The sequence below is a fragment of the Streptomyces sp. NPDC002574 genome (assembly GCF_042889545.1).
Lineage (GTDB): Bacteria > Actinomycetota > Actinomycetes > Streptomycetales > Streptomycetaceae > Actinacidiphila.
In genome coordinates, this window is sequence record NZ_JBIARB010000006.1 from 102,423 (window position 1) to 123,204 (window position 20,782).

Consider the following 20,782-nt stretch of genomic DNA (forward strand, 5'->3'; position numbering starts at 1 on the left):
CCGCCATACGTGATCAGGCGTGGTCAGACGGGTCGCGCCGGCACCGTCAGCTCGCTCCAGACCTGCTTGCCGCCGCTGAGCGGCACCGTCCCCCACGCCGTGGACACCGCCTCGACCAGGAGGATGCCGCGGCCGCCGGTGTCCTGCCAGCTGACGATGGCGGGCTTGACGGGGGTACGGGGAGAGGCGTCACTGACCGCGATGCGCAGCCGGTCTCCGATGTGGGTGAGGTCGAGCCGGACCTGCCCGTCGGTGTGGACCAGGGCGTTGGTGACGAGTTCGGACACGACCAGGAGCGCGGTGTCCACCTCGTCGCGGGGCAGCCCCCACGACCGCAGCGTCCGGCCGGTGAAACGACGGGCGTGCGAGGCGGCGTCGGGCAGCCGCCACACCGTCCAGCTCTCGCGGACGGGCTTGACCGCCATGCCGTCGTAGCGCATGAGCAGCAGGGCGATGTCGTCGCCGCGGGTGGCGCCGTCCAGCAGCGCGTCGGCCATCAGACCCAGGTGCCCCGGGTCGGTGCCGGACAGCGTGGCGGCCAGACGCCGCATGCCCTCGTCGTAGTGGAGCTCGGCGGACTCCACCAGCCCGTCGGTGGTCAGTGCCAGAACGGTGCCCGGGCGAAGGCGCAGCGGGATCAGCGGGAAGTCGGCGTGCGCGATGACACCGAGCGGCGGCCCGCCGTCGCCCTCCACCGTCTCCGTCCCGCCGTCGGGCAGCCGCAGGAGCGGGGGCAGGTGCCCGGCGCGGACGCACCAGCCGCTGCCCTCCTCCATGTCGATGGACACGTAGCAGCACGTGGCGAACAGATCGGTCTCCATGCCCATGAGCAGCCGGTTGGCGTGCGAGACGACGACGTCGGGAGGGTGCCCCTCCACCGCGTACGCGCGGATCGCCGTGCGCATCTGGCCCATGAGCGTGGCCGCGCCCGCGTTGTGCCCCTGCACGTCGCCGATGACCAGCGCGACATGGTGGTCCTGCAGGTGGATGACGTCGTACCAGTCGCCGCCGACCTCCAGGCCGCCGGTGGTCGGCAGGTAGCGGGCGACGGCGATGCCGCCGGGCAGTTCGGGCAGCCTGCGGGGCAGCAGGGTGCGCTGGAGGGTGGCGACGAGCTCGTGCTCGGCGTCGAAGGCCCGTACCCGGACCAGCGCCTGGCCCGCCAGACCGGCGGCGGCGGTCAGCACGGCCCGTTCGTCGGGGGCGAATTCGTGCGGGGAGTCCCAGCCGATCAGACAGCACCCGACCACCCGCCCCGCGGCCGGCAGCGGCAGCACGGCCAGCCCCCCGGGCCCCACCCCGGCCAGCGCCGGTTCCAGCGGCGTCCCCGGCGGGCAGAAGGCGATCCGGCCCTCGCGCAGCGCGGTCGCCAGCGTCGGCATCGTGCGGGTCGGCGCGTCCGGCCACTCCGTGCGCCACTCGCTGCGCCACACCTCGGGCCAGGCGGCCTGGTCCGCGGGGTCGAGCACGGTCACGACCAGCCGGTCGGTCTCCACCTCGGCCAGCGCGATCCGGTCGGCGCTGAGCGGCCCGCGCAGGGCCGTGGCCACGACCTGGCTGACCTCCTGGACCGTCGAGGCGTTCGACAGGTCGGTCGCCAGTTGCTGGATCCGGCCCACGTCGTTGACGCCGGAGCGCAGCCGGGAGGTGTCGCCGACGGTGCCCACCAGCCGCGCCGGACGGCCGTCCGCGGCGAGCACCACGTGCCCGCGCAGCCGCAGCCAGCGCAGTTCGCCGGACGGCCGGCGGATACGGAACTCCAACTCCCGTTCCCCGGTCGCCATATGACCCGCTTCGACCACGGACATGACGGTCGGCAGGTCCTCCGGCACGGTCAGCGCCAGCAGCGTGTCCACCCGGCCGTCGAAGTCCGCCGGGGCCAGCCCGAACAGCGCCAGGACCTCGTCGTCCACCCGGATGCGCCCGGTGTCCATGGCGAGGTCGAAGTCGCGGGCCCGGTGGTCGGGCTGCGCCCCGGGCGGCTCGGACGGCTCGGACGGCTCGGGCAGATCGTCGGGCAGTGACTCCGGTCCGGGGAAGGCGACAGCCGCGGCGTACAGATCCAGGCACTGCCGGTCCTCGACGTCGAAGCCCGCCGGGTCGTCGGTGACGGCGACCAGGCATCCCACGCCGTCCTCCCCGGCCCGCACCGGCAGCGCGACGAGCGGCGCGTCGAACGGGGCCGCCCCCTCGGGCAGTCCGCCCCCGGCCGAGGTGCCGGAGGCGTCAGCGGCGCCCGAGGTGGCGCTGACCGGCCGGTTCCGCCGGACCGCGACGGCCATGGGCGAGCCCCCGTCCGCCGGATACCCCTCCCGCAGGCCGTACAGCGTGCGCGGTACGCCGGCCGAGGCGGCCAGCCGCAGTTCCCCACCGCCCTCGGCGGGGAGGTAGACGGCGACCAGCGTCGCGCCGGTGAAGACCAGTGCCTGTTCGATGACGGATCTCAGCCGTCCGGAGTGCTCCGGACCGGATCGGAGCGTCTTGAGCGCGAGCTCGGCCGACAGCGTCCGAACCCTGCGTCCCTTCGCGCCGTCGCTGACCACGACGTCATTACACCGTCTCCGGGGCGCCCGCGCAGCCCGTGTGCGCGGAATCGTCACGCTCGGGAGCCGGGGGCGACCAGCCCCTCCCGGAGTCGTCGCACCGCGGCGTCGGGCAGTCGCAGGCCGTGGCGCACATAGCCGGTCACGTCGCCCCAGCCCTCCGTCACCGTGCGCAGTGCCGCCTCCAGGTAGCGCGGGCGCACCTCGACGACGGCGTCCGCGATCTCCGGGTCGCCGCCGGCCGCCTCGAAACGGCGCAGCTCCGGGCGGAAGGCCTCGCGCACCGCGGGATTTACCGACAGGAACTCCCGCTCCACGACCGCGGGATCCGCGCCCAGCAGGGTCAGCAGGACCGTGCTCGCCCACCCGGTGCGGTCCTTGCCCGCCGTGCAGTGGAAGAGCACCGGGCGCGCCGCCGGATCCGCGGCGGTCTCCAGCAGGGCGCAGAACGCGGAGCACGCCCGCGGGGACCGCACCATCCGCTCGTACGCCCGCGTCATCAGCTCCTCGGCCCTGCCCCCGCCGAGCTCCCGGTCCGCCCCCGCCGGGTCGTCGAGCAGGATGGGCAGCCGTGCGGCCGGCAGGTCGGGACGGTCGCCGAGGACGTCGGCGACGAACAGCCGCGCGCCCTCGGGGAGGACGTCGGGGGCGCCGGCCCGCTCCTCGTGGGTGCGCAGGTCGACCACCGTACGGATGCCGAGCCCCGCGACGTCCGGGTCGGCACCCGCGTCGTAGCGGTCGAGCGGACCGGAGCGCAGCACCACCCCGGGGCGCACCACCCGTCCCGGGCCCGCGCCGGACAGCGGGATCCCGCCGAGGTCCCGCATGTTCGCCACGGTCCCGGCGTCGATGGCGCTCCCGGTAGCCATGTGCTCATGGTGCGACGCGCGCGCCGCCCGCGCGATTCAGCGGCCGGGGAAGGTGTAGCTGTAGCCGTCCGCGTCGAGGCGGTCGAGCAGCGTCCCGAGGGCCTGGACGGTCTGCGACCGGTCGCCGCCGCCGTCGTGCATCAGGATGATCCCGCCGGGCTTGAGCTCGGTGTTCACGTTCTTGAGGATGGAGTCGACACCGGGCCGGCGCCAGTCCTCGGAGTCCACGGTCCAGCCGAGCGGGCGCAGCCCGTGGCCGGCGGCTATCGCGCGGATGGCGGGCGAGAAGTCGCCGCCCGGGGCGCGGTAGTACCAGACCGGGTCTCCGTGGCCCGCGGCGCGCGATATCTCCTGCTGCGCGTCGAGGATCTCGTGGCGGTTGTAGTCCGCGGACTTGCCGCTCCCGGCCTCGTCGTGGTGGACGGAGTGGTCGCAGAGCCGGTGACCGGCCGCGGTGATCTTCTTGACCAGGTCCGGGTGGGCCGTGGCGTTGGGGCCGATCTCGCAGAAGGTCGCCTTGGCGTGGTGCGCCGCGAGCACCTGGAGGACCTTCGGGGTCCACGTCGGGTCCGGTCCGTCGTCGAAGGTCAGCGCGACCGACTTCCCGCCGCCCTCCGCGCCGTGCTGGATGGACTGGTCGACGCGGCCGGCGGCCGGCGCGTGGGCCGGGGTGCCGGAGGTCGTGCGGTGCGGGGCCGGCGGGGTGGCGGAGTGTGCCGGGGCGGGCGCCGTGTGCGACCGGTGCGCCGGGGCGGCGGCGCGGTGGTGCGTGGGCCGGGCGGGGGCGGGGGCCGCGGAGGTGGGGGCGGCGGGCGCCGTGGTGGCCGGGGTGCGCGCCGGCGAGGGCGCGGCGGGGGAGTGCGGGGCCGCCGGGGAGGTGGCGGCCGCGGTGGGCGTCGCCGTGGCGGGCGCGGCAGCCGCCGTCTGGGACATGTGCTGCGTGCCGCAGGCCATCACCGAGGCTCCGGCGATCGTCACCGCCAGAACGCCGAGCGTCCGGTTCGCGCGAGTCGTCAGTGCCACGGGGGTACCTCCTGGTGCCGTTCGGACGCATGCGCCGCATGCGTGGATCAGCACTCCACCGTAGGGGGCGGAACCGCCGCTGACCTCGGACTTTGGTCCGTCCTGAAGTCCTTTCCGGGCGGGACGTAGGTCCTCTTGGCATGGACGCGGCGAGCCGCGAAAGCCTTCCGGCGAAAGCGAGCCGTCGTATGCCGCCGGCGGGCACGATCGGTCGTCCTCACCGGCACGGCATCGCCTCGTGGACGACCGCATCCTTGGCCATGGGTGCGGTCGGGCGTAGCGGCCCATCTCCCTTGCCGCGCGGCCGATGTGACGGGGCGGACACCGCGCACGTGTTGCGCGGGCGGACCGGGCGGGTGATCGTTGCAGGCGGGGAAGTCCGGCCTGCACGAGCATCCGTCAGTGGTCCAGACAGGGGTTGCCGCATGACCAGTACACACTTCGACGTCGTCGTCCTGGGCGCGGGCCCCGGTGGGTACGTCGCGGCCATCAGGGCCGCCCAGCTGGGCCTGCGGACCGCGGTCGTCGAGGAGCGCTACTGGGGCGGCGTGTGCCTCAACGTCGGATGCATCCCGTCCAAGGCGCTGCTGCGCAACGCCGAGCTGGCCCACATCTTCACCCAGGAGGCCAAGACCTTCGGCATCCGGGTGAACGGCGAGGTCAGCTTCGACTACGGCGAGGCCTTCGCGCGCAGCCGCAAGGTGGCGGACGGCCGGGTCAAGGGCGTCCACTACCTGATGAAGAAGAACGACATCACCAAGTTCGACGGGCGCGGCACCTTCACCGACGACCACACCCTCCAGGTGGCCCTCAACGAGGGCGGCTCGCAGACCGTCACCTTCGACCACTGCATCATCGCCGCCGGGGCCACCACCCGGCTGCTGCCGGGTACGTCGCTCAGCGAGCGGGTCGTGACGTACGAGGAGCAGATCATGTCGGACACGCTCCCGCGGAGCGTCCTGATCGCGGGCGCGGGGGCCATCGGCGTCGAATTCGCTTACGTCCTGCACAACTTCGGGGTCAAGGTCACCCTCGTGGAGTTCCTCGACCGCGTGGTGCCGCTGGAGGACGAGGAGGTCTCGGCCGAACTGGCCCGCCGCTACAAGCGGATGGGCATCGACGTGCTGACCTCCACCCGGGTGGAGGCGATCAACGACTCCGGCGACCAGGTCAAGGTCATGGTCACCACGGGCGGCCAGCGGCAGACCCTCCAGGCGGACAAGGTGCTCCAGGCCATCGGCTTCCAGCCGCGCGTCTCGGGCTACGGCCTGGAGCAGACCGGGGTCCGGCTGACCGAGCGCGGCGCCATCGACATCGACGACCACTGCCGTACGAACGTGCCGCACATCTTCGCCATCGGGGACGTCACCGCCAAGCTGATGCTCGCCCACGCCGCCGAGGCCATGGGCATCGTCGCCGCCGAGACCATCGGCGACGCGGAGACCATGCCCCTGGACTACGTGATGATCCCCCGGGTCACCTTCTGCCAGCCGCAGATCGCCAGCTTCGGGTGGACCGAGGCCCAGGCCCGCGAACGCGGCTTCGACGTCCGTGTCGCCAAGTTCCCCTTCTCCGCCAACGCCAAGGCCCACGGGCTCGGCGACTCCGGCGGCTTCGTCAAACTCATCGCCGACGCCGCCCACGGCGAACTCCTGGGCGGCCACCTCGTGGGCCCCGAAGTCACCGAACTCCTCCCGGAGTTGACGCTCGCCCAGAAGTGGGACCTGACCGCCTACGAACTCGCCCGCAACGTCCACGGCCACCCCACCCTCGGCGAGGCCGTCCAGGAGGCGCTGCACGGCCTCGCGGGTCACATGATCAACATGTGAGCCCGCGCCGTCAGCCGGAGGCCGTCACGCGGGTGAGCGCCGGCGGGTGGATGGCTCCCACGGTGACGGAGAGCGGCATGCCGGTGCCACCCCAGCGGAGGGCGACGATCTCGGCGGCGATGGACACCGCGACCTCCTCGGGCGTGCGCGCGCCGAGGTCGAGTCCGATGGGGGAGCGCAGGCGGGCCAGCGCCGCGGGGGAGACCGACGTGTCGCGCAGGCGCCCCAGGCGGTCCTCGTGGGTGCGGCGGCTGCCCATGACGCCGATGTACGCGGCGGGACGCGTCAGCGCCTCCTCCAGCAGCGGCACGTCGAACTTGGGGTCGTGGGTCAGGACGCAGATGACCGTACGGTCGTCGGTCTCGGTGCCGCCCAGATAGCGGTGCGGCCAGTCGACCACCACCTCCACGCCCTCCGGGAACCGCCGGGGTGTGGCGAAGACCTTGCGCGCGTCGCACACCGTCACCCGGTAGCCGAGGAACAGCCCCATCCGCGCCACCGCGGCGGCGAAGTCGATCGCGCCGAAGACCAGCATGCGCGGCGGCGGGGCGAAGGCCTGCAGGAAGACACTGACGGCATCCTCGCGCCGCTCGCCGCGCGGTCCGTAGTGCCGCAGCCCGGTCACACCCTGGGCCAGTCCGCCGCGCGCGTCGTCGGTGACCGCCGCGTCCAGGCCCTCGGTGCCGAGCGTGCCGGCGACCGCGTCGGGCCACACGGCGAGCGCCGCGCCGCGCGGGGCGGGGCCGTCGAGCACGGTCGCGGTCACCACCGGCCGGTGCGCCGCCACGGACGCGGCGACCGCGCCGAAGGCCGGATCCGTCGCGGGGGACACCGGCCGGACGAGCAGCGTGAGCTCGCCGCCGCAGGTGAGCCCGACCTCGAAGGCGTCCGCGTCGCTGTAGCCGAAGGTCTGCACCCGGGGCTCGCCCGACTCCACGACCTCTTTGGCGAGTTCGAAGACCGCGCCCTCCACGCATCCGCCGGACACGCTGCCCACGACCTCGTCCCCCGGCCCGACCGCCATCGCCGCGCCCGGTCCGCGCGGCGCGCTGCGGCTGACGTCGACGACCGTCGCCAGCCCGAAGGGGGTTCCCGCGGCGTACCAGCGGCCCAGCGCCGGGAGGATCTCGCGCACCGACGGCTCCTCTCACCCCATGCATCCGTAATGTCCGATACGCGCAACTGTAGGTCGCCCCCCGGGCGGGTGCACAGCGCCGGAATCCTCGCGCCGGCCCCCTTGTGCCGCGCCGCTTGCGGAGTAATGCTGATTACATGATTACGAGTGAGCAGATGGAGGCACTACGCGGCTGGCTCGCCGGGCGGCTGCCCGAGGGACTGTTCGCCGAGCTCCTGGACGTGACCGTGGACCGCGAGGAGATCACGGTCGTCGGCCGCATCCCGGAGCCCGAGCTCGGCGCCAAGGCGTCACAAGTGGAGCGCGAGGCCGCCCTGGACGGGCGCGCCGCGGAGTTCCGGGAGCGCACGCGCGACGACCGCGTCGCCGTCGCCCGCGAGGCCGAGCAGCGTTTCGGCCGCAAGGTCTCCTGGGGTGTGGAGTGCGGCGGCCGCCGGACGATGTACACCACCGTCTCCGCCCCCGTCATGACCCGGCTGCGGCAGCCGGAGCGGCAGGTGCTCGACACGCTCGTCGCCGCGGGGGTCGCCCGCAGCCGCAGCGATGCGCTGGCGTGGTGCGTGCGGCTGGTCGAGCGGAACGCGGACACGTGGCTGGGAGAGCTGCGGGAGTCCCTGGAACACGTGCGCCGCGTGCGGGCGCAAGGCCCGGACCAGTAGCCGCCGCGGCTGCGCTGGCTCCTGGGTTTTTCCCCGCCCGCCCGTGTGCCCGGCGCGGTAAATGACCGCCTTGCGCTGCGTGCGTACGAGGGGTCGGTGTCGCGCCGGGGTCCTCCCCCAGCTACCGCTGGGGGAGGACCCCGCCACACCCCCTCCGGCTGCTGGAGCGACTGACGGCCGCTGGGGGTGCTGTCGGCGGTGACGGCTGGGCACTTGGACGGCGCTGCGCCAATGGGTGGCCTGAGCGCGGTGCCGTCTCCACCCCCCCTCCGGGGATCAGGCGCATGACGAAACGGAGGGGGCGGGGTCGGAGGGTGGGCGTTCTGGACTGTGGAGCATATTTGGGTGCATGACCCGGGGTGATCAGTGGGGAGCACCGGAGGCACCTAAATGTGCTGTCCAGAATGGCCAGCCCGGAGGCCGCGCACCCGGCCTCCCACGAAACGCGCGTCGGGGTGCCCTGACTTCACAGGGCACACGGGAGGGCGGGCGGGGAAGAGCCTGCGCCAACTCCAGCGCCCCCCGCGCACGTTGCCAGCACAAGCGCAGCCCACGCCCACGGCGTAGATTCGGAGGCGTGTTGCGCATCGAGGACGGCCGGACAGGCGGAACCGTGGAGCTGGAACCGGGACGCCGGGCACCGCTGAGAGTCGTGGCCTGCCTGCCCCCCAGGGGCGGCCCGCAGGCCGCGCGGGTGATCGTGACGGCCGACGTACTCGCGCGCACGGTCGAGTTCACAGGCGGCCAAGTGCTCCTCGCCGTAGTCGAGCCCACCCACGCCCCCCACGCCGCAGGCGTGAGCCGCGCACTGGGCGCGGCGCCCCCGGCGATCCTCGCGGCGAGCGTCGCCGAGGCCCAGGAGGGCCTCGCCGGCCGGATCGCGGTGCGCGTCGTGGCCGCCGGCGACACGGTGGACCCCGGCGACGAGGGGGAAGGCGTACGTATGGACGTCGGCCCCGTGACCGGGGAACCGTCCCCGGGCCTGGACCTCCGGCTCGCGCTGCTCGGCCGGGGCCGCCGCGAGCCCCTGGAACTGGCGCCGCCGACGCTCGACGCGGCCGCCGCGCGACTGACCCGCTGGCGTCAGGCGGTCGCACTGTGGGCGGAGGAGCCCTCGAAACCGATGTGCGCGCCGCACGTCGAGCGGGTACGGACGGCGCTGTCGTCCGACCTCGACACCCGGGCCGTGCTGGACGTCCTCGACGTCGTCGCGGGTCAGGCGGAACTGCCGCCCGGCTCGCGGTTCGAGACCTTCGCGCACGTGGACCGGGTCCTGGGCCTGGAACTCACCCGCGAGGTCGGCGGGGTGCGGCCGTGACCCGACGCCTCATCCTGCTCCGGCACGCCAAGTCCGCCTGGCCCCCGGACGTCCCCGACCACGACCGGCCACTCGGCGCCCGCGGCCGCCGCGACGCACCGGCCGCCGGGCGCTGGCTGCGGGAGAACAAGCACATACCGGACCTCGTCGTCTGCTCCACCGCTCTGCGCACCCGGGAGACCTGGGAACTGGCCGCCGACACCCTCGCCCCCCGCGCGGAGCTCCCGGTGGCGTACGACGAGCGGCTCTACGCCGCCACCGCCCGCGCGATGCTCGACGTGCTCCGCGAGACGCCCGACAGCGTGCGCACCGTTCTGCTCGTCGGCCACAATCCCGGCGTCCAGGACCTGACGCTCCGCCTCGCGGGAGGGGCCGCCTCGGACGCCCTGCTCCGGGCCGCCGACAAGTTCCCGACCTCCGCTCTAGCGGTCCTCAGCTCGTCCGCTCCCTGGTCCGCCCTCACCTCCGACGAGGCCCACCTCGACGACTTCGCCATCCCGCGCGGCTGACACGACTGACGCGGCCGGCACCGCCGGCACCCCGGCACCCCGGCACCGCAAGGATGTGCGCATGATCACATCGCGTGGGTGACATCCGCCCGGTGTGGGGCATCTCACACGAGCGCGTCAGGCGGCCGTCGCCGCGAGCGCCGCCGCCGTGGCGGCGGAGAGGCGGTCGAGGTAGCGGGGGGAGAGGGGGGCGCGCAGGACGGCGAGGCGCCAGTAGAGGGGACCCGCGATGAGGTCCAGGGCGAGGTCGGCGTCGGTGCCCTGCGGGAGGTCGCCGCGGGCGATCGCGCTGTCGATGATGCCGGCGGCGATGCCCCGCTGGGTGTCCCGGAGCGCGGCCTGGAGGGCCGCGGCGATCTCGGGGTTGCGCGAGGCCTCCGCGAGCAGGTCGGGGACGATCTGGGAGGCCACGGGGTGCCGCAGTGCCCGTGCGGTGACTTCCAGCAGCACACGGATGTCGCCCAGGAGGGAACCCGTCGCGGGAGCGGGCACACCGAGCGCGGCGACGGCGGAGACGACGTCGAGGACGAGCGGCAGCTTGGAGCGCCAGCGGCGGTAGACGGCTGCCTTCCCCACTCCGGCACGGCGGGCGATGCCCTCGATGGACATCCGTCCGTAGCCGACGGCCGCCAGTTCCTCGAAGACCGCTGCACGGATGGCCTCCGTGACGTCGTCACGGAGCACGGCTGCCCCGGCAGGGGCGCGACGGGAGGGGGCGGTGTCCGATGCCATGTGCGGCAGCCTACGCGACGTCGGGACGGAACGGTTGCGTTCCAGCGCTCGTGTGGTCTAACGTCTCGATCACGACGGTACGGTGTCGTTCCGGTTCCGCTTCAGCTTCAGCGTAAACCCCCCGCGCAGCACCCCCTCCCTCGAACCCCCTCGAAAGAAAGCGCCGCCCCCGTGAGCCTTGACATCGAGTCCTCCTCCGCAGCCACCGCGCCGCCAGGCACATTGACGCTTCCGCCCGGCGAGCTGGCGGCCAAGTACGGCCTCACGGTCAGCGGAGCCAGGCCAGGCCTGGGCCAGTACGTCAAGCAGCTGTGGGGGCGCCGCCACTTCATCAGCTCGTTCGCCACGGCCCGTGTGTCGGCGCAGTACACCCAGGCCCGGCTGGGCCAGCTGTGGCAGGTGCTGACGCCGCTGCTCAACGCGGCCGTGTACTACCTGATCTTCGGCCTGCTGCTGGGCACCGACCGCGGCGTGGACAACTACATCGCGTTCCTCGTCACCGGCATCTTCGTCTACACCTTCACCCAGTCCTCGGTGATGGCCGGTGTCCGCGCGATCGCCGGCAACCTCGGTCTCGTGCGCGCCCTGCACTTCCCGCGCGCCAGCCTGCCGATCGCCCAGACGCTGATGCAGCTGCAGCAGCTCCTGATGTCGATGTTCGTGCTGCTGACGATCGTGCTGATGACCGGCGAGGTGCCGAGGCTGTCGTGGCTGCTGGTGGTGCCGGCGCTGCTGCTGCAGTCGGTGTTCAACGCGGGGCTCGCGATGGTCGTGGCGCGGATCGGCAGCAAGATGACCGACCTGGCGCAGCTGATGCCGTTCATCCTCCGCACGTGGATGTACACCTCCGGCGTGATGTACAGCATCGCCCACGTCGCGGCGCACGCCCCCTACGCGGTGAAGATACTGCTGGGTCTCAACCCGGCCGCCGTCTACATCGACCTGATGCGCTTCGCGCTGATCGACAGCTTCACCGCGGACCAGCTGCCGCCGCACGTGTGGCCGGTCGCGCTGGGCTGGGCCCTCGTGATGGGCGTGGGCGGTTTCGTGTACTTCTGGAAGGCAGAGGAGCGGTACGGCCGTGGCTGATGAGCGCATTCCCACCGTGATCGTGGACGACCTGCACATCGTGTACCGGGTGCACGGCGCCGGCGGCGGCCGGGGCAGTGCCGTCAACGCGCTGTCGCGCATCGTTCGCCGCAAAGGCAACCCGAACGTGCGTCGGGTGCACGCCGTGCGCGGTGTCAGCTTCACCGCGTACCGCGGCGAGTCCATCGGGCTGATCGGCTCCAACGGCTCGGGCAAGTCCACCCTCCTGAAGGCCGTGGCCGGCCTGCTGCCCGCGGAGAGCGGCAAGGTCTACACGCAGGGCCAGCCCTCGCTGCTCGGCGTCAACGCCGCGCTGATGAACGACCTGTCCGGCGAGCGCAATGTGATGCTCGGCGGCCTCGCGATGGGCATGACCCAGGACGAGGTGAAGGAGCGCTACGAGGACATCGTCGAGTTCTCCGGCATCAACGAGAAGGGCGACTTCATCTCCCTGCCGATGCGGACGTACTCCTCCGGCATGGCGGCCCGCCTCCGGTTCTCCATCGCGGCGGCCAAGACGCACGACGTGCTGATGATCGACGAGGCGCTGGCCACCGGTGACAACAGCTTCCGCAAGCGCTCCGAGGCGCGGATCCGCGAGCTGCGCGAGGAAGCCGGAACGGTTTTCCTCGTCAGCCACAACAACAACACGATCCGGGACACCTGCACCCGCGCCATCTGGCTCGAGCACGGCACCCTGCGCATGGACGGTCCGACCCCGGACGTGCTGAAGGCGTACGACGCGTTCACCAAGGCCAAGTGACGCCGTCCGGCGGGAGCCGGACGGCGGTGCCAGACTGAGGGCGGAACCGGGAAGACGGCACGGGGGCAGTACGCCGTAGCGAAGGAGCCCGTCATGCTCACGACTCATTACGCCCACGGCGCCCCGAGCTGGCTCGACCTCGGATGCCGCCATCCCGGCGCTTCCGCCGCGTTCTACACCGGGCTCTTCGACTGGGACATGCGGCCCCTGGGGCCGGAAGCGGGCGGCTACGGGTTCTTCCAGCTGGACGGGAGGACCGTGGCCGCCCTCGGTCCGTCGGCGGACGAGAGCTCGCCCCCGTCCTGGACGCTGTACTTCCAGGTGGACGACGCCGACGCCACCGCCAAGGCCGTGGAGCAGGCGGGCGGCACGGTCCGCTTCGGGCCCTTCGACGTGTTCGCCAACGGGCGGACGGCGGGCTTCACCGATCCCGGCGGCGCGGAGTTCTCCGTGTGGCAGCCGCGCGACACCCGGGGCCTGGACGTGGTCACCGAACCCGGCAGTCTGTGCTGGGCGGAGCTGTTCGTGCCCGACCCCGCCGCGGCGATCGCCTTCTACGGTTCCGTCCTCGACTGGCAGGCGCAGGACGTCCCCTTCGGCGACACCGGCTACACGCTGCTGTCCACCTCCGACCAGGGGCCCTCCGGCGGGGGCTCCACCCTCGGCGCCGTCGTGCGGATCACCGACGAGATGGGGGCGGCCGGCGTCGTCCCGCGCTGGCTGCCGTACTTCGAGGTCACCGACTGCGACGCGGTGGTCCGCACGGCGGACCGGCTCGGCGGGACCGTGGTCATGGCCCCGCAGCACACCGAGGGCGTCGGCCGGTTCGCGCACCTGGCGGATCCGGGGGGCGCGGTGTTCGCCGTCATCACCAGCCAGCCGCCGCGGTCCTGACGGCCCGGAGGGCGGACAGGGCGGGAAAGCGCTGTTCGGGGGCGTTGTCAGACCCCCCTGCAAGACTGTGCGCGACCAGGGAAACACCCTCCGTCGAAGGAGCACCCCATGCTCAGCACAGACTTCCTCCCCGGCGCGCCCAACTGGCTCGACCTGGGAGCGCCGGACAGCAAGGCCGCCGCCGCGTACTACGGCGAGGTGTTCGGCTGGCAGTACGTCTCGGCCGGACCGGACGCGGGCGGCTACGGCATGTTCAAGATCGGCGACAAGACCGTCGCCGGGATCGGCCCGGGCGACCCCAGTGCCGGTTCCGCCGCCTGGGAGCCGTACTTCCAGACCCAGGACGCCGAGGCCACCGCCAAGCTGGTGGAGCAGGCCGGCGGCACGGTCCGCCACCCGGCCATGGACGTCTTCGACCTGGGCCGCATGGCGGTCCTCGGCGACCCGGCCGGCGCGAACTTCTGCGTCTGGCAGCCCGGCGTCAACAAGGGCCTCGACCTCGTCAACGAGCCCGGCAGCCTGTACTGGACGGAGCTGTACACCACGGACGTGCCCGCGGCGCTCGGCTTCTACCGCACGGTCCTCGGCTGGAAGACCGACGACATGAGCAACCCGGGCTTCACCTACGTGGTGGTCTCCCCGGGCGCCGGCGACGACAACGCGGGCCACGGCGGCGTCGCGCTGCTGGAGGAGGCGCAGCTCGCCGCGGGCACCACCGCGCACTGGCTGCCGTACTTCACGGCGACCGACGTCGACGCGACCGTGGCCAAGGCCGTGACGGCCGGCGGCAGCCTGCGGGTGCCCGCGATGGACATGCCGGGTGTCGGCCGCTTCGCCCAGGTCGTCGACCCGCAGGGCGCGGTGTTCGCGATCATCACGCCCGCGGCCGACAGCGCGTTCTGAGGCCCGGTCCCGGCTACTCGGGGGGCGTCGGGGTGTCGTGCGCGGAGAACATGGCCTGGATGTCGAGCTCCAGCTTGATGGTCGGGCCGACCACCGCGATGCCCCGCGCCAGCATGTTCTGCCAGTTGAGGGTGTAGTCCTCACGGTGCAGTTCGGCGGTGGCGAGGGCCGCGCAGCGCAGTTCCTCGCTGTAGCCGCCGGTCGCCAGGCCCAGGTAGTTGGTGTCCAGGGAGACCGAGCGGCTGGTGCCGTGCATCGTCAGATGGCCCTGCACGGTCCACTTGTTGCCGGTGCGGTGCAGGAAGCGGTCGCTGGCGAAGTGGAGGGAGGGGTAGGCGGCGACGTCCAGGAAGTCCGCGGAGCGGAGGTGGTTGTCCCGGGTCCGGTTGCCGGTGTTGATGCTCGCGGCGTCGATGCTGATCTCGACCTGCGAGTCCTCCATGCGTTCCGCGACCCGGATGCCGCCCTGGAAGCGGTCGAAGCGGCCGTGCACGTGCGCCATGCCGACGTGCTTGGCGATGAAGCGGATCGCCGTGTGCGGAGGGTCGAAGAGCCAGGTGCCGGGGGGCGGCAGCTCCAGCCCGGGGGCGGGGGCCAACTGGATCCTGCCGATGGGGGATTGCAGCCCCTCGGCTATCTCCACCGTCCCGCGGTAGGGCTGCAGGCTGTCGGCGGAGACGACCACGGTGTACTGCCCGGGCGGCAGCGTCGCGAGGAACGTCCCGTAGGGGTCGCTGGTCGCCTTCACCCGGACGCGTCCGCTGCCCAGTTCGGACACCGTGATGTCGGCACCGTTCATGGGCTGGCCGAGAGGGTCCAGGACCTGGCAGCTGATCAGTCCCGCGCCTCTGGCGATCGGCGGAGCGAGCACCGCCGCCTCCGTACCGTTGCGTGCCGAACGATTGCGCCGAAAGAGTGCGATGGCCATGGCTTCACCTTAGATGGCCGATCTCCGCAAGTGCGAATCGGCATTCCGGATCGTGGAACCCCCCGTCAGTCGCGCGGCGCGGTGCCGTCCTCCTGGGCGGCGAGCCAGTGCCGGCGGCCCAGGTGGACGAGGAAGAGCTCCTTGCGGGCGGTGCGTTCGATGCGCTCCTCGGCCGCGGGATCGTCCGCGGGCGCCTCCATGAAGGCGATCGCGGTCATCAGCATGCGGTCCACGTAGAGTTCGGCCAGCATGCGCACGTCCTCGTCGCGCCAGCCCGCCGAAATGGGCTGTGCGGCAAGGGCGGTGGCCACTTCCTCGGCGAACTGATCCATCTCGGCCGCGATGGCCTCGCGGACCGCGGTGACGCCTCCGTGGCGCTCGCGCGCCAGGAACCGGATGTGCGGCCGGTGCTCGCGCACATGGAGCGCGATCAGCCGCACGGTGCGGGCGATGACCTCCTCGGCGTCGTCCTGCTCGGCCATGATCGCCCGGATCATCACGTGCAGGCTGCTCAGCGACTCGCCGACCAGGGCCACCCCGAGATCGCTCATGTCCCGGAAGTGGCGGTAGAAACCCGCGGGTGCGACGCCCACTTCGCGCGTGACGGCGCGCAGTCCCAGGCTGCTCAGGCTCTGGTTCTCCAACAGGCGCAGGCCCGCGTCGAGAAGGGCCTGCCGGGTCTGCTGCTTCTGGGCCTCGCGGACCCCGAGGGTGTGACTCATGTCATCCAGTAAACAGCTGTTCGCCGAGTTTGGCGACACTAGACTACGGACTCAGTGAACAACTGTTATTCCAACTGTTCACTCAAACGAAAGGCAGCACCCCGTGACGTTCCTCGTCGCCCTGGTCGCCTTGGGGATCCTCCTGGGCACCGTCTCCTGCACCTCGTTCCCCGTCTTCCTCGTCGCCGCCGGCGCGATCGCCGCCTGGCTGCTCGTCTTCTCGATCCGCGAACGCCTCGGACACCACCGCAACCGCTGACTCCACGTCTCCCAGGGGGGATTCGACCCATGGACTCCTACGCACCCGCACATGAGCGCGACGCACGTTCCAAGGACGGCTCGGACGGGGCCGACGGCATGGCCGTCGCCTCGTTCGTCCTCGGACTGGTCGGCCTGCTCGCCTTCAACATCGTGCTCGGCCCGTTCGCCCTCGTGCTCGGGGGCATCGCCCTGGTGCGCGGCACCAAGCGTCCCGTACGGGCCGTGCTCGGCCTCGTCCTCGGCGCGGCCGACCTGATGGTGCTGGTCGTGCTGCTCACCATGAACAAGGGGCTGCTCCTGCCCTTCGGCTCCTGACGCCTGGGGCTAGCCGCGGGTCCATCCGGTGGACGGCCAGTAGCCGTACTGCGGGCGGCCCTTGACGCCGCTGGTGCGGAACGGCCGCCCGCCGTCGTCGATGCGGACGGTGCCCGTGCGCCCGCCGGAGGTCCAGTCGGCCTCCAGGTACCAGTCGCAGTCGCAGCCCTGCGTCCGGGCGTCGACCCGCAGCACCAGCGGATCCTCGTCGGAGACCTGGTACGGAAGACGGGTCGCGGGGACGGTGTTCTCGCCGTCGAAACCGTCCTGGGGACGGGCGAGGGGGCGCGCGATGTCGAGGTCGACGCTGTACACGGCAGGGGTGAGGGCGCCTCCGCAGCCGTTGTCCATCGCGTACGAGGACCAGTGGAGCGGGCCGCGCCGCTCCACCACCCGCACGTGCAAGGCCTGCACCACCACCGGTGCCGGCGTGCGGCCGCGCAGCGTGGTCTCGACGATGGTGGTGCCGCCGTGCACGGCGTCGAGGGCGCTCGCCCAGGCGCCGGCGTCCTGCGCGACGGGCGGCGGCGGGACGTCGGAGGGCGGACGGTCGATCAGATAGCGGTGGTCGCAGCCGTTCTCCCACACGTGCGACCGGACGCTCCAGCTCAGCGGCCTGGCCGGGACCGCGGGGACGGAACCCGTCGGCGTTCGCGCGGGCGACGGCGAGCGCGACGGGCCGCCTGACGACGGTAAGTGGGAAGGAGCCGCCCGAGTGCCCGACGCGGAGGGCGACAACGACGGGCCGCCGCCGAGTTCCCCCTCCGGGACGGGTGCGGAGGCGTGCGCACTGCTCGTCCCGCCGGTCGCCGGAGGCGCGGTGCGGGCCGCCGCGGGCCGGCCGTCGCCGGTGGGATCGGTCATCGCCAGCGCGGCGCCGGTGAGCACGAGCGCGGCCGCGGACACCACGACCGCCGGGCGGGACAACCGCCGGCGCCAGGAACCGCGCCGCGTCGTGCCCCCGGCGGCGGGCGGCGGACCGTCCGCAGCGGGCTCCAGCACGGCTTCCGCGGGTGCTTCGGATACTTCGGGTGCGTCGAGCGCCTCGCCCGCGGGCTCCGCGCCGCCGCCCCGGTTGCCGGCCCGCCGCGCCGCGTCCGCCCGCACCCACCGGCGGTGCAGCTCGACCAGTTCCTCCGGCCCCGCGCCGCACAGCCGGGCAAGGCGCTCCACGACCGCGTAGTCCGCGGGAACGGCGTCGCCGTGGCAATAGCGGTGCAGCGTGGACGTGCTGACGTGCAGCCGGTTCGCCAGCTGCCCGTAGCTCAGTCCCGACCGTTCCTTGAGGGTGCGCAGACGTTCCGCGAACTGCCCGCTGCCCGCCGCCGTACCGGCCATCCCCGTGCCCCCGCCGTCGTCCCGCGTCCCGGCACCCGTTCCAGGGCGCTCCCGTCTCCCCAGGCCAGGGTACGCGGAAGCGTTCCGGCGTCCCGGATGACGCGGTATCCGTTGCCCGGCCGGGACCGTCCCGCGCAGGCTGGTGCACGTCAACCGCCGTCGCTCCGGCGCCGGCGGCACCGCGACCGAAGACCACCATCACAGACAACGGGGACGCACCTTGTACCAGCGCACACTGACCCGCCGCGCCGTCGTGACGGCCGTCGCCGCCACCACCCTGCTCGGCCTCGGGGCGGCCGGGGCGGAGGCCGCCGCGCCCGCTCCCGCACCGAAGTTCCTGGCGGCCAAGGAACTGCCGCCACATCCCACTTCCCCCTGGTTCGCCAACCGGGTCACCCAGGGCCTGCCCGACTACCCGGTCTTCTGCCTGGAGCGCGTCCTGCCGTCCCGCGGCGCCGCGTACCGGGAGTTCGGCACCGAGTTCGACACCGGCGCCCTCCAGCTCACCTTCAAGACGAAGAACACCCAGGCCGCCCGCGACCTGGCCACCCGGCTCCGCGCGTCCGTCCGCGGCTGCGCCGCCCGGTTCGAGCGCCAGAACCCGCGGGGCGACGCCGACTGGAAGGACTACGGCGCGATCGGTGTCGAGAACGGCGCGCACGTCTACGGCGTGCACACCGCGCACCCCGACTCCGAGCACGGCGTCGCGCTCTACGGCATCGGGCGGGACGGCCGGACCGTGACCGTCGTGAAGTGGAGCCAGATCGGCACGCTCAAGCAGGCCCCGGTCACGGCGTTCAAGAAGACCACCAAGAGGGCCGTCGCCAAGCTCTACGGCTGACCCGGCCGGAGAGCGGCACGACGGCACGCGGTACGCGGCGGCGGGGCACCGGGGGGAGCCCCGCCGTCGGCGCGCCCGCACGTCCGCCCCCGGCATCCGACGGCTCGTCAGCGGCCATCCGCAGTAGCCGCGTCACCGATCCGGGCTGCGTCCGGCGCCCTCCTGTGTCGATTCCGCGGCCCACGGCCCCGGAGCTGCGACCATGCGTTCAACGGCCGTACCCGGCACGGGATCCCGATCTGCGCCGTGGCGGTCACGCACTGGTTCTGGCCGCCGCGTCGAATGGCAGGGGCTGATCACCATGAGGGTCGTCGTGCTCCTGGGCCTGGTGCTGACCCTGGCCGGTGGCCTGGACCACACCCGGCGCCGGTACCCGGTGGCCTTCTGGCTGCTGGTCGGCCTGCCGCTGACGTGGGGGCGGTTCCTGGCCACCTACGGCTCCACGATGGTCGCCTGCGGGCTGGCGCTGCCCCCGTCCCGGCTGCGGGCGTTCGCGGTGTGGGTCACGGGCCGCCGGCAGGCCCAGCCGGTCCCGCCGAAGATCCGAAGGGTCAGCGGCTCCCTCATCGGCATGCGGGTACGGCTGCGGCTCCCACCGGGACTGGAACCGGCCGATGTGGCCGCCGCCTCCAGCCGGCTCCGGCACGCCTGGGGCGTGCACGCGCTCAGCGTGGTCGCGATCAAGCCCGGCGTGGTGGAACTGCGGATGACCGGCTACGACGTGCTGCGCGACGTGCGCATGCCGCGCCGTCTGCCGTCCGGCCCGATGGTGGTCCCGGTCGCGCTGCGCGAGGACGGGACGACCTTCGTGCGCGACTACCGGCGGATCCCGCACACGCTGACCCTGGGCGCGAACCAGTCCGGCAAGACGATGTACCAGCGCAACCTGATCATGAACCTGGCCAGGCTTCCGGTGGCCCTGGTCGGCATCGACTGCAAGCGCGGGGTGGAACAGGCCCCGTACGCGTGCCGCCTGTCGGCCCTGGCCACCGACCGCGAGCAGGCGGCCAAGCTGCTGGACGCGCTGGTGGCGGAGATGGAGGATCGTTTTGACCTCCTCAAGAACCAGCAGGGCGCGGCGCTCGACGAGCCCGAGGAGGAGGTCGCGTCGGACATCTGGGGGCTTCCCGCGTACCTGCGGCCCTTCCCGGTCGTGGTGCTGGTCGACGACGTCGCCGAGTTGTTCCCCAACGCCACGACCATCGACGAGGAAACCCGGGACCGCATGGTCGCGAACCTGATCCGGCTGGCCCAGAGGGCGCGTCCGGTCGGCATCTACCTGGAGATCTGCGGGCAGCGCTTCGGGCCGGAGCTCGGCAAGGGCGCCGGCCTGCTCCGCGCCCAGCTGACCGGCCGGGTGGTGCACCGGGTCAGCAAGCAGACCGCCGAGATCGGCCTGGCCGACTTCGCGCCCGAGGCCATGGCGGCCGCGACGTCGATCGCCCCGGAGCGGGCCGGTGTGGCGGTGGCCGGGGACGCCTCCGGCGGCTGGTCCCACATCCGTACCCCACTGGTGTCGATCGCCGAGACCGCCGCGGTCTGCCGCGCGCACGCGCACCTGGTCCCCGACATCCCGGCCCTGGACCCCTTCCGGCCCTACGCCCCGGACGCCGCGGACGAGCAGGACCCGCCCGACCTCCCGACCCTGCCCCGGCCCCGCCCGGGCCCGCAGTAGCGGCGGATGGCGCGGTGCCGGTCCGCCCCGGTCCTGGCAGGATGACGGCATGGAACGTGTACTTGGAATCGGCGGATACTTCCTGCGGGCCACCGACCCGGCGGCTCTGAGCGCGTGGTACCGCGACTGCCTGGGCCTGGACACCGATGAGCACGGCCTGTGGACTCAGGAAGCCGGGGGGACGGTGTTCGCGACGTTCGAGTCCGGCACCGACTACTTCGGGTCCCGCGCCCAGCAGACCATGCTCAACTTCCGGGTCCGCGACCTGGAGGCGATGCTCGCGCAGCTGCGCGCCAAGGGGGCGGACGTGGCCCAGGAGACCGAGGACATGGAGGGGATCGGCCGGTTCGGCTGGGTCACCGATCCCGAGGGCAACCGGATCGAGCTCTGGCAGCCCGTCTGACCGTGCCGGGCCTCGGGGGACCGGGACTGCCGG

At 72.9% G+C, this 20,782-nt stretch carries 21 protein-coding genes; 13 read left to right on the forward strand and 8 right to left on the reverse strand.

Going from position 1 to position 20,782, the window contains the following annotated elements; all coding sequences use genetic code 11:
* Window positions 1-23: 23 nt before the first annotated feature.
* Genes ACFYXS_RS15570 through ACFYXS_RS15580 form a run of 3 tightly spaced genes read right to left on the reverse strand, consistent with a single transcriptional unit; the run spans window position 24 to window position 4,435 of the window.
* Complete coding sequence (locus ACFYXS_RS15570; protein WP_389248153.1) at window positions 24-2,543, reverse strand: SpoIIE family protein phosphatase; 2,520 nt, start codon at window positions 2,541-2,543, stop codon at window positions 24-26.
* A gap of 53 nt (window positions 2,544-2,596) precedes the next feature.
* Window positions 2,597-3,412, reverse strand: coding sequence for a tyrosine-protein phosphatase (locus ACFYXS_RS15575; protein ID WP_389248155.1), 816 nt, complete (start codon window positions 3,410-3,412; stop codon window positions 2,597-2,599).
* A gap of 36 nt (window positions 3,413-3,448) precedes the next feature.
* The gene (locus tag ACFYXS_RS15580; RefSeq protein WP_389248157.1) at window positions 3,449-4,435 is read right to left on the reverse strand and encodes a polysaccharide deacetylase family protein; all 987 of its coding nucleotides are present in this window, start codon (window positions 4,433-4,435) and stop codon (window positions 3,449-3,451) included.
* Between the two features lie 425 nt (window positions 4,436-4,860).
* On the opposite strand from ACFYXS_RS15580, the gene lpdA reads away from it, so the two are divergent.
* Complete coding sequence (gene lpdA, locus ACFYXS_RS15585; RefSeq protein ID WP_389248159.1) at window positions 4,861-6,264, forward strand: dihydrolipoyl dehydrogenase; 1,404 nt, start codon at window positions 4,861-4,863, stop codon at window positions 6,262-6,264.
* A gap of 10 nt (window positions 6,265-6,274) precedes the next feature.
* On the opposite strand, the gene ACFYXS_RS15590 is transcribed toward lpdA, so the two are convergent.
* Complete coding sequence (locus tag ACFYXS_RS15590; protein ID WP_389248161.1) at window positions 6,275-7,399, reverse strand: XdhC family protein; 1,125 nt, start codon at window positions 7,397-7,399, stop codon at window positions 6,275-6,277.
* A 137-nt stretch (window positions 7,400-7,536) separates the two neighbouring features.
* Between ACFYXS_RS15590 and ACFYXS_RS15595 the strand changes: the two genes are divergently transcribed.
* From ACFYXS_RS15595 to ACFYXS_RS15605, 3 genes are all read left to right on the forward strand, one after another.
* Window positions 7,537-8,058, forward strand: a complete 522-nt coding sequence (locus ACFYXS_RS15595) for a hypothetical protein (protein ID WP_389248163.1) — start codon at window positions 7,537-7,539, stop codon at window positions 8,056-8,058.
* Between the two features lie 577 nt (window positions 8,059-8,635).
* Window positions 8,636-9,376 carry a hypothetical protein gene (locus ACFYXS_RS15600; protein WP_389248165.1) on the forward strand — a complete coding sequence of 247 codons (741 nt, stop codon included), beginning with the start codon at window positions 8,636-8,638 and terminating at the stop codon, window positions 9,374-9,376.
* Window positions 9,373-9,885: a SixA phosphatase family protein gene (locus ACFYXS_RS15605; RefSeq protein WP_389248167.1), complete on the forward strand. Its 513-nt coding sequence runs from the start codon at window positions 9,373-9,375 to the stop codon at window positions 9,883-9,885. Before ACFYXS_RS15600 ends, ACFYXS_RS15605 begins: the two co-directional genes overlap by 4 nt.
* Window positions 9,886-10,002: 117 nt before the next feature.
* Here ACFYXS_RS15605 and ACFYXS_RS15610 read toward each other — a convergent pair whose 3' ends face one another.
* On the reverse strand, window positions 10,003-10,617 hold the full coding sequence (locus ACFYXS_RS15610) for a TetR/AcrR family transcriptional regulator (RefSeq protein WP_389248169.1): 615 nt from the start codon (window positions 10,615-10,617) through the stop codon (window positions 10,003-10,005).
* Window positions 10,618-10,788: 171 nt separating this feature from the next.
* On the opposite strand from ACFYXS_RS15610, the gene ACFYXS_RS15615 reads away from it, so the two are divergent.
* The 4 genes from ACFYXS_RS15615 to ACFYXS_RS15630 all read left to right on the forward strand — a co-directional run bounded on the left by ACFYXS_RS15615 (window position 10,789) and on the right by ACFYXS_RS15630 (window position 14,266).
* Complete coding sequence (locus ACFYXS_RS15615) at window positions 10,789-11,706, forward strand: ABC transporter permease (RefSeq protein WP_389248171.1); 918 nt, start codon at window positions 10,789-10,791, stop codon at window positions 11,704-11,706.
* The gene (locus ACFYXS_RS15620) at window positions 11,699-12,469 is read left to right on the forward strand and encodes an ABC transporter ATP-binding protein (RefSeq protein WP_389248173.1); all 771 of its coding nucleotides are present in this window, start codon (window positions 11,699-11,701) and stop codon (window positions 12,467-12,469) included. The genes ACFYXS_RS15615 and ACFYXS_RS15620 overlap by 8 nt, the downstream gene beginning before the upstream one ends.
* 93 nt (window positions 12,470-12,562) lie before the next feature.
* A complete protein-coding gene (locus tag ACFYXS_RS15625; protein ID WP_389248175.1) occupies window positions 12,563-13,363 on the forward strand; it encodes a VOC family protein in 801 nt (266 codons plus the stop codon).
* Window positions 13,364-13,471: 108 nt separating this feature from the next.
* A complete protein-coding gene (locus ACFYXS_RS15630) occupies window positions 13,472-14,266 on the forward strand; it encodes a VOC family protein (protein ID WP_389248177.1) in 795 nt (264 codons plus the stop codon).
* 13 nt (window positions 14,267-14,279) lie between these two features.
* Here ACFYXS_RS15630 and ACFYXS_RS15635 read toward each other — a convergent pair whose 3' ends face one another.
* Both ACFYXS_RS15635 and ACFYXS_RS15640 read right to left on the reverse strand, forming a co-directional pair.
* Window positions 14,280-15,194, reverse strand: coding sequence for a YceI family protein (locus ACFYXS_RS15635; protein WP_389248179.1), 915 nt, complete (start codon window positions 15,192-15,194; stop codon window positions 14,280-14,282).
* 65 nt (window positions 15,195-15,259) lie between these two features.
* Window positions 15,260-15,916 (reverse strand): TetR family transcriptional regulator, encoded by a 657-nt coding sequence (locus tag ACFYXS_RS15640; protein WP_389248181.1) that lies wholly within the window; start codon window positions 15,914-15,916, stop codon window positions 15,260-15,262.
* A 103-nt stretch (window positions 15,917-16,019) separates the two neighbouring features.
* Between ACFYXS_RS15640 and ACFYXS_RS15645 the strand changes: the two genes are divergently transcribed.
* Together ACFYXS_RS15645 and ACFYXS_RS15650 are read left to right on the forward strand one after the other, a co-directional pair.
* Window positions 16,020-16,175 (forward strand): hypothetical protein, encoded by a 156-nt coding sequence (locus ACFYXS_RS15645; RefSeq protein WP_389248183.1) that lies wholly within the window; start codon window positions 16,020-16,022, stop codon window positions 16,173-16,175.
* A gap of 29 nt (window positions 16,176-16,204) precedes the next feature.
* Window positions 16,205-16,492, forward strand: coding sequence for a DUF4190 domain-containing protein (locus tag ACFYXS_RS15650; protein ID WP_389248185.1), 288 nt, complete (start codon window positions 16,205-16,207; stop codon window positions 16,490-16,492).
* Window positions 16,493-16,501: 9 nt separating this feature from the next.
* On the opposite strand, the gene ACFYXS_RS15655 is transcribed toward ACFYXS_RS15650, so the two are convergent.
* Window positions 16,502-17,830, reverse strand: coding sequence for a helix-turn-helix domain-containing protein (locus ACFYXS_RS15655; protein ID WP_389248187.1), 1,329 nt, complete (start codon window positions 17,828-17,830; stop codon window positions 16,502-16,504).
* A gap of 220 nt (window positions 17,831-18,050) precedes the next feature.
* Between ACFYXS_RS15655 and ACFYXS_RS15660 the strand changes: the two genes are divergently transcribed.
* From ACFYXS_RS15660 to ACFYXS_RS15670, 3 genes are all read left to right on the forward strand, one after another.
* A complete protein-coding gene (locus tag ACFYXS_RS15660; RefSeq protein WP_389248189.1) occupies window positions 18,051-18,671 on the forward strand; it encodes a hypothetical protein in 621 nt (206 codons plus the stop codon).
* A gap of 301 nt (window positions 18,672-18,972) precedes the next feature.
* The gene (locus ACFYXS_RS15665; RefSeq protein WP_389248191.1) at window positions 18,973-20,346 is read left to right on the forward strand and encodes an FtsK/SpoIIIE domain-containing protein; all 1,374 of its coding nucleotides are present in this window, start codon (window positions 18,973-18,975) and stop codon (window positions 20,344-20,346) included.
* A 49-nt stretch (window positions 20,347-20,395) separates the two neighbouring features.
* The gene (locus ACFYXS_RS15670) at window positions 20,396-20,749 is read left to right on the forward strand and encodes a VOC family protein (protein ID WP_389248193.1); all 354 of its coding nucleotides are present in this window, start codon (window positions 20,396-20,398) and stop codon (window positions 20,747-20,749) included.
* The last annotated feature ends 33 nt before the right edge of the window (window positions 20,750-20,782 follow it).